We start from the raw sequence: 4,912 nt of genomic DNA on the forward strand, positions 1-4,912 counted from the left end.
TACCGCAACCTCCGCAACCCCGTCCTCTTCCACCCCACCGCCCACACCCTCATCACCACCCACCACACCACCTTCATCGAACCCAGCGCCCACCCCGTACTCACGGCTCCCTTGACGGAGGCCTCCGACGCCATCACGGTGATCGGGACCCTGCGCCGCAACGACGGCACGCTCGCCCGGCTGCTCACGTCCGCGGCACAGGCCTGGGTGTGCGGCCTGCCCGTCGACTGGACCGCGCAGTACCCGGGTGGCCGGCGGACCGTCCTGCCCACCTACCCCTTCCAGCGCACCCGGTACTGGATGGAGAACCAGGGCACCGGCGCCGCGGACCTCGCGGCGGCCGGGCAGACGGCGCTCGACCATCCGTTGCTGTCGGCGCGGATCGACCACCCCGATGGCCGGGAGACGCTGTTCACCGGGCGGATCGCGCTCGATCGGCAGCCCTGGCTGGCCGATCACGCCATCGCCGACGTGGTGCTGCTGCCGGGAACGGCGGTGCTGGAGATGGCGGTGCGGGCCGGTGACGAGGTCGGCTGCGACCTCGTCGAGGAGCTGACCCTCACGACGCCGCTGGTGGTGCCCGAGCACGGTGGTGTCCAGGTGCGGGTGCAGGTTTCCGGGCCCCGGAACGGACGCCATGCGCTCGCCGTGTACGCGCGCCCGGAGGACGCGCTGGAGGGCGACCCGTGGACGCTGCACGCGAGCGGAACCTTGTCGCGATCGGCTGCGCCGGCCGTCCCGGCCGCCGTGGCGTGGCCGCCGGCCGACGCCACCCCCGTACCGGTCGAGTCCGGGTACCGGAACCTGGCCGGGCGGGGATACGCCTACGGCCCGGCTTTCCAGGGGCTGCGCGCACTCTGGCACCGGACCGACGAGGTGTTCGCCGAGATCGCGCTGCCCGAGGAACAGCGCGCGGCCGCACGGCGGTTCACGCTGCACCCGGGTCTGCTCGACGCGGCGGCCCAGACCGTGCTGTTCGCCGCTTCCACCGGCGCGGAGGCGCCGTCCGTGCTGCCCTGGGAGTGGCGGGACTTCACCGTGTACTCCTCGGGTGCCACCGCGGCACGCGTGCGCCTGCACGCCGTGAGCCCGACCGAAGCCCGGTTGTCGCTCCTCGACTCCGCCGGCGCGCTGATCGCGGAAGCCGGGGCGCTCATCCTGCGGCAGGTGGATCTCGCCGAGATCGCCCGGCTCGGCGCCGGCGACGGCGGCCCGCTGCGCGTGGAGTGGAGCGCGTTCACCACGGCACCCGTGGTGCCCGCGGACATCGTCACGCACGTCGACGTGCTCGACGCGGCCGAGCTCTCCCCGCTGGTCGCCGACGACACCGAGCCGCCCTCGTTGGTCTTCGCGCGACTGGACCGGGAACACGAGGGGGACAGCGAGCCCTCGGCAGAGACCGCGCACGCCGCGGCGGTGCGGACGCTGCTGCTGCTCCAGACGTGGCTCGCCGAGCCCGCGTTCGAGGAGTCCCAGCTGGTGTTCGTCACGGACCGGGCCGTGCGGGCACTGCCGGACGACACCGTCGACGCCCGACTCGCCACGGTGTGGGGCATGGTGCGGTCGGCGCAGACGGAACACCCGGGCCGGTTCGTGCTCGCCGACCTCGACGGCACCGAACCCTCCGAGCAGGTCCTGCCGACCACCGTCGCGAGTGGGGAGCCGCAGATCGCGATTCGCCGCGGCAACCCGCTGCTCCCCACGTTGGTCCGCACGGCCTCCACCGAGCCCGCCGCAACGCCCGCCGGCTCCGACGGCACCGTGCTGATCACCGGCGGTACGGGAACGCTCGGTCGCCGGGTGGCCCGGCATCTGGTCGCCACCCACGGTGTGCGGCGCCTGCTGTTGCTCGGCCGGAAGGGGCCGGACGCGGAGGGTGCGGCGGACCTGGTCGCCGAACTCCGGGCCGCCGGCGCGCACGCGGAGATCGTCGCGTGCGACGTCACCGACCGCGACGCACTGGCCAGGCTGTTCGACGAGGCGCGGACGAGCCACCCGGTGACGGCGGTGATCCACGCCGCCGGGGTGCTCGCCGACGGTGCACTCACGTCCCTCACCCCGGACCAGGTCGCCCACGTGTTGCGTCCGAAGATCGATGCGGCGATGCATCTGCACGAGCTGACGCGTCACCACGAGGTCCGCCGGTTCATCCTGTTCTCCTCGGCCGCCGGCGTGCTCGGTTCCGCCGGACAGGCCGCCTACTCCGCCGCGAACGCCTTCCTCGACGGGCTCGCCCACCACCGGCGGAACCAGGGTCTGGCCGCGGTCTCGCTGGCCTGGGGGCTGTGGGCCGAACGCAGCGCTCTGACCGGAACGTTGACGGACACGGACATCCGCAGGCTGTCAGCACTGGGCATCGCCCCGATGACGACCGAGTCCGCCCTCGCATCGTTCGACCTCGCCTGGCGCGACGGCTGCCCGGCGACCGTCGTCCCGGTACGGGTGGACTCCGCGGCGCTGGCCGCGCTGGGCGGACCGGTTCCGCCGATGCTGCGTGACCTGATCCGCGTACCGGTACGCCGTACGGCGGCGCTGCTGCCCGGGGACGACACCCGGCCGTTGGCGGACGTGCCCGCCGATCGTCGGTCCGGCTTCCTGCTCGATCTGGTGCGCACCAGGGCGGCCGCGGTCCTCGGGCTGGGCTCGACCGACCAGGTACCGTCCAACCGGGCGTTCCGTGACCTCGGCTTCGACTCACTCGCCGCCGTCGACCTGCGCAACCAGCTCAACCACGCCACCGGTCTGCGGCTGCCCGCCACGATCGTGTTCGACCACCCGAATCCGGCGGCGCTGGCCGAGCACCTCGTGGAGGCGCTGTACGGGCAGCGGGCGCAGGAGCCCTCGCCGGTTGCTCCGGTCATCGCGCCGGCCGACGATCCGGTGGTCATCGTCTCGATGAGCTGCCGCTTCGCCGGCGGTAGCAGTTCACCGGAAGCGTTGTGGGACTTGGTCTCCACCGCCGGCGACGCGGTGACGGCCATGCCGTCCGACCGCGGTTGGTCCCCGGAGGCCTTGTACGACCCGACGGGCGACCGGCCGGGTTCGGTGATCTCCACCGAGGGAGCGTTCCTGCCGGACGCCGCCGACTTCGACGCCGACCTCTTCGGGATCTCCCCGCGCGAGGCGCTGGCCATGGACCCGCAGCAGCGGCTGCTGCTGGAAGCCTCGTGGGAGGCGTTCGAGCGCGCGGGGATCGACCCGACGTCGTTGCGCGGCAGCCGGACCGGGGTGTTCGCCGGTGTGATGTACCACGACTACGGTGCGCGCCTGACCGACGTACCCGCCGAGGTCGAGGGGTACGTGATCAACGGCAGTGCGGGAAGCGTGGCGTCCGGTCGGGTCGCCTACTCCTTCGGTCTGGAGGGTCCCGCCGTCACGATCGACACCGCGTGCTCGTCCTCCCTCGTCGCCCTCCACCTCGCCGCCAACGCCCTGCGCAACGGCGAATGCACCATGGCCCTGGCCGGCGGCGTCACCGTCATGTCCACCCCTGCCCCGTTCGTGGAGTTCAGCCGGCAGCGGGGCCTCGCGGTCGACGGCCGGTGCAAGCCGTTCGCGGCGGCCGCGGACGGGACCGGCTGGGGCGAGGGCGTCGGGCTGCTCGTCCTGGAGCGGCTCTCCGACGCCCGGCGCCTGGGCCACCCGGTCCTGGCGGTGGTGCGCGGCTCGGCGGTCAACCAGGACGGCGCCTCCAACGGCCTCACCGCCCCCAACGGCCCCTCCCAGCAGCGGGTCATCCGCCAGGCCCTCGCCAACGCCGGCCTCCAGCCCTCGGAGGTGGACGCCGTCGAAGCGCACGGCACCGGGACCCGTCTCGGTGATCCGATCGAGGCGCAGGCCCTGCTGGCGGCCTACGGGCAGGACCGCGAACTGCCCCTGTGGCTCGGCTCGGTGAAGTCCAACATCGGCCACACCCAGGCCGCCGCCGGCGCCGCCGGCGTCATCAAGATGGTGATGGCGATGCAGCACGGGGTGCTGCCCCGCACCCTGCACGTCGACGAGCCCACCCCGCACGTCGACTGGACGGCGGGCGCGGTCTCCCTCCTCACCGAACAGCAGCCCTGGCCCGCCCACGACCGCCCCCGCCGCGCAGGTGTCTCTTCCTTCGGTGTCAGCGGCACCAACGCCCACGTCATCCTGGAGCAGCCGCCCGTCGCGGAGGAGCCGGAGGAGCGTGCGGGCTCCGTTCCGCCCGTGGTGCCGTGGATCATCTCGGCGCGCGACGAGCAGGCGCTGCGTGACACGGCGTCCCGGCTCGCGGACGCCCTCACCGACGACACTTCGGAGCTGGACACCGGCTACTCACTCGCCACCAGCCGGACCCTGCTCGCCGAGCGAGCCGTCGTGGTCAGCCGTGATCCGCAGGCCCGCCGCCAGGCACTGCAGGCTTTCGCCGACGGACGCACCACTCCCGACGTGATCACCGGCCGGAGTGGCGAGGGGACCCTGGCCATGGTGTTCTCCGGCCAGGGCAGCCAACGACTCGGCATGGGCCGCGAACTCTACGACACCTACCCCGTCTACGCCGACGCCTTCGACGCGGTCTGCGCGGCCATCGAACTGCCCCACCCGCTACGCGACATCGTCTTCGGCGACGACCCCGACCTCCTCAACCAGACCCAGTACACCCAACCCGCCCTCTTCGCCCTCCAGGTCGCCCTCTACCGCCTCTGGGAACACTGGGGCATCACCCCCGACATCGTCACCGGCCACTCCATCGGCGAAATAGCCGCCGCCCACATCACCGGCATCCTCACCCTCACCGACGCCGCCACCCTCATCACCCACCGCGCCCGCCTCATGCAATCCCTCCCCCCAGGCGGCGCCATGGTCGCCATCAACACCACCGAAGACGAGATCCGCCCCCACCTCCACGGCCACGAACACCTCGTCGACATCGCCGCCATCAACA

General features: G+C 72.9%; 1 protein-coding gene. It reads left to right on the plus strand.

All coding sequences use genetic code 11. The features are described 5' to 3' along the window. A partial coding sequence (locus ACIO5E_RS39530; protein WP_400677533.1) for a type I polyketide synthase occupies positions 1-4,912 on the plus strand: 4,912 nt, incomplete at both ends.

Origin of the sequence: Kitasatospora sp. NPDC087314, assembly GCF_044744365.1 — a bacterium.
GTDB lineage: Bacteria > Actinomycetota > Actinomycetes > Streptomycetales > Streptomycetaceae > Kitasatospora.